Source organism: Nocardia ninae NBRC 108245, from assembly GCF_007990755.1.
GTDB lineage: Bacteria > Actinomycetota > Actinomycetes > Mycobacteriales > Mycobacteriaceae > Nocardia > Nocardia ninae.
Genome location: NZ_BJXA01000173.1, coordinates 1 through 2,573, shown reverse-complemented (window position 1 = coordinate 2,573; position 2,573 = coordinate 1). Strand labels below are relative to the sequence as shown.

The window sequence follows — 2,573 nt, the reverse complement described above, 5'->3', positions numbered from 1 at the left end:
GCGAGGCAAGCAGCTCGCGTTGCTGTTCGGTCGGTTCGTTCTTCTCGATCACGGGTTCCTCCTCGATGTGCCAGCCCTCATGGGCTTGCTGTTGCCGCAGTCGCAGAGCCCGCGTGGCACACCCCGGGCACACGCACTCCAACGTCGACTTACACGGCGTTCCAACGTATTTCGTGCTGCCGTCCGCAGCGGTCGCCATCATCGGCAGCGGGCGACGGCACACCCCGTGCTGCTCGGCCATCGCCCTAGCCAGCTCGGTCACGTTCAACCGGGCGCGCCGATCCGCTGCCGTCTCCCGCGACACTGGATCGACGCTCTCGATCACCACCTGAGCAGCACTCACCCGATCACCCCGTGCGCCCGCAGACCAGCCAGCCGAGTAGCCGAATTCGCCTCAGTCCAGCGCACCGGCGAGCCACCATCGGACGGCCACGACTCGTACACCACCGGTCCCGCCGACACGGGCTCCGGTCGCAGCTCGATCACCTCAGCGACCCGCCCCGACGTCTCGGCCTCCACCACGCCACCGACGCAGTTGCAACGCTCGAACGCGTTTTCCGGATCGCGATGCCCATTGACGTACTCGCTACCGCCGCATCGGCCGCATACCTCCCACACCGACCGGGCGTACTGCTCGATGCATCGCGCCGAACGGCATTCCTGCACAAGGCAATACATGCACCAACCCGCGAAGTTGAGTCGCGACGGACGAACTGTCTCTGCTCCCGCCAGCCCCTGAATCTGCATGGTGTCCTCCGGAATCTCATCCCTAGGGTGACCTACCTGGGGTGCTTCCAGCATGTACCTCCCTGGGAGGTTCGTCAAGGGCTTATCGCGCATTACCCTGAGGAGACCTCTCTAGGGTGGTTGCTACCCTGAGGCGAGGAGGTGTGCAGCCGTGACGGAACGCCAACCGCTCAGCCAGCAAATCGCAGCGGACCTGCGTCGATCGATCTTGTCGGGGGAGCGGGCTCCCGGAACGCTCCTGCCTTCCGAGCGGGAGCCGATTGAGCAGTACGGAACCTCGAAAAGTACCGCGAACAAAGCGATTGCACTGCTGCGTGCGGAAGGTCTCTTGGACACGCAGTTTGGACGAGGCACTTTCGTTCGCAAACGGCCTTCGGTCCGTCGAGTATCTGCTGCACGTCGGCATGCTGAACATCGTTCATCGGGAAAGCCGATCTTCGATACCATGGCCATTGATCAGGGTCAAATCCCTACGCGCCGGATGCTTCAAATCGGACGCGACGAGATTCCGGTCGACGCGGCATTCTGGCTACAGGCTGCGCCGGGTGATGAGGTAGTGATCCGCAAGCGGCTTCAATTACTAGATGGCGAACCGGCGGTAATCTCCACAAGTTATTACCCACTTTGGGTCGCCGCAGGATCGCGGCTCGAATCTCCGGACGCTTTGCCCGAAGGTCCCGACGAACTTATCGAATCACTCGGCCATCGCTTCGTTCGTGGAATTGAAGTGTTCCAAGCGCGGATGCCGACGCCGGAGGAGGCCGACCTACTCCAGCTGCCTACTGGCGTGCCAGTCGTGCGGATGTGGGACGTCGACTACGACGCCGAGGGGCGACCGTTGCAGGTCGCAAGCGACATCTACGCAGCTGATCGTCACGAATTCGCCTACGAATGGTCCGAGGAAGACATTAAACGATGAACAATACTTGGCCAGCAAATTGGAACGATCTCGTACGGGGAATCGACTGCGAAATGTGCCTGTCGGAGCGCTCGGATTCCGACGCTTTCGGCATTCGTATCTATAGCTCGAAGAACGTCGACGCCGTACTTCAGCGCGCCGACATTCAGCGCGGGTACACCCTGGTGATTTGGCGCGGACGCCATGTCAACGAGCCATTTGAATTGACGGACGCCGAATACTCGGAGTATTGGCGCGATGTCTTGAAAGTCGCTAAAACTCTCGCAGGTTATTACCGACCGCTGAAGATGAACTATGAAACGCTCGGTAACAGCTTGCCTCACCTGCATACCCACCTCGTTCCGAGGTATGTGGAGGACCCTGCGCCCGGTCGGCCATTTCCGCTGCTGCCACAATCCGGCTCCGAGCCCAAGATATCCGACGATCAGCTCCAGGCCGACGCGAACGCGCTTCAGCAAGCCTTCCGCGAATTGCAGTAGCGGCGGATCGACCAGCCACGTCGCGGTTGCTGCCGAATTTAGCTATATAGGATCAAGAGCGGCGGCCCTACGGGCCGCCGCCGCCGCGCTCACGACGCGCAACGGGCCTACGCTCTGTCCCGCCGCTGGCCCGGCGCAGTCGGCGCGTCGGCGACGACCCGCAGGACCGAAATCCACTGATCCCGATGAGCCTCAATCGGCCGGCGGGGACAGTGCCATCTGGCCTGCTCAGGCGATTACGTCTGGTCTACCGATCGACGTGGCTGAGCTGGGTGACCGCCTCCTCATGGCCCCATGATCTGACTTCGCACCGGGAGAGTAAAGGGCGCTACGCGTCGCTACGCGATGCCTACGGCACCCTTGACTATCCCTCCCTCAGCACAGGATGGCCGGTATGAGGAAGCGGGTGGTGTAGGTGGCGGATAGAC

Annotated in this window: 4 protein-coding genes; 2 read left to right on the top strand and 2 right to left on the bottom strand. The window is 62.0% G+C overall.

Annotated elements, in window-relative coordinates; all coding sequences use genetic code 11:
• Together NN4_RS44455 and NN4_RS44450 are read right to left on the bottom strand one after the other, a co-directional pair.
• A partial coding sequence (locus tag NN4_RS44455) for a replication initiator (protein WP_371865862.1) occupies positions 1-343 on the bottom strand: 343 nt, incomplete at its 3' end.
• Positions 340-801: a hypothetical protein gene (locus NN4_RS44450; protein ID WP_147144442.1), complete on the bottom strand. Its 462-nt coding sequence runs from the start codon at positions 799-801 to the stop codon at positions 340-342. The genes NN4_RS44455 and NN4_RS44450, both read right to left, overlap by 4 nt.
• A 97-nt stretch (positions 802-898) precedes the next feature.
• On the opposite strand from NN4_RS44450, the gene NN4_RS44445 reads away from it, so the two are divergent.
• Positions 899-1,666 (top strand): GntR family transcriptional regulator, encoded by a 768-nt coding sequence (locus tag NN4_RS44445; protein WP_147144440.1) that lies wholly within the window; start codon positions 899-901, stop codon positions 1,664-1,666.
• Positions 1,663-2,145 (top strand): HIT family protein, encoded by a 483-nt coding sequence (locus tag NN4_RS44440; protein WP_147144439.1) that lies wholly within the window; start codon positions 1,663-1,665, stop codon positions 2,143-2,145. Before NN4_RS44445 ends, NN4_RS44440 begins: the two co-directional genes overlap by 4 nt.
• The last annotated feature ends 428 nt before the right edge of the window (positions 2,146-2,573 follow it).

Coding starts and splice junctions, on each gene's coding strand:
- NN4_RS44450 (WP_147144442.1), bottom strand. CDS start 801: ATGCTGGAAGCACCCCAGGTAGGTCACCCTAGGGATGAGATTCCGGAG.
- NN4_RS44440 (WP_147144439.1), top strand. CDS start 1,663: ATGAACAATACTTGGCCAGCAAATTGGAACGATCTCGTACGGGGAATC.